1 protein-coding gene is annotated in these 381 nt (G+C 61.9%); it reads right to left on the bottom strand.

The window, feature by feature from the left end; translation table 11 throughout:
* A partial coding sequence (locus tag L691_RS27400) for an aminoacyl--tRNA ligase-related protein (protein WP_036734366.1) occupies positions 1-381 on the bottom strand: 381 nt, incomplete at both ends.

Genomic DNA, 381 nt, shown 5'->3' with positions numbered 1-381 from the left:
CCGTATTATTCAGCGTATGGCAGTACCGCAGCCTGCCGTCCGTTCCCAGGTAGCGGATATTTGAGCGGCGCGCCTGGAAATCGAGCAGATTCGACGCCGAATGCGTCTCCCCGTAAGCGTTCCTGCCCGGCATCCAGGTCTCGATGTCGTACTGCTTATGCGTCTTCAGCGACATGTCACCGGTGCAGACGGCCACGACGCGGTAAGGCAGCTCCAGCAGCTGCAAAATATGCTCAGCGTTCGCCAGAATCTCCTGCAGCATGCGCTCCGATACCTCCGGGTCGTTCTCGCACAGGACGACCTGCTCGATCTTCGAGAACTGATGCACCCGGTACAGCCCGCGCACATCCCGGCCCGCCGAGCCGACCTCGCGGCGGAAGC

The sequence above is a fragment of the Paenibacillus zanthoxyli JH29 genome (genome assembly GCF_000520715.1).
Classification (GTDB): Bacteria; Bacillota; Bacilli; order Paenibacillales; family Paenibacillaceae; genus Paenibacillus_AQ; species Paenibacillus_AQ zanthoxyli.
This window is presented reverse-complemented; position numbering and strand designations above follow the sequence as displayed.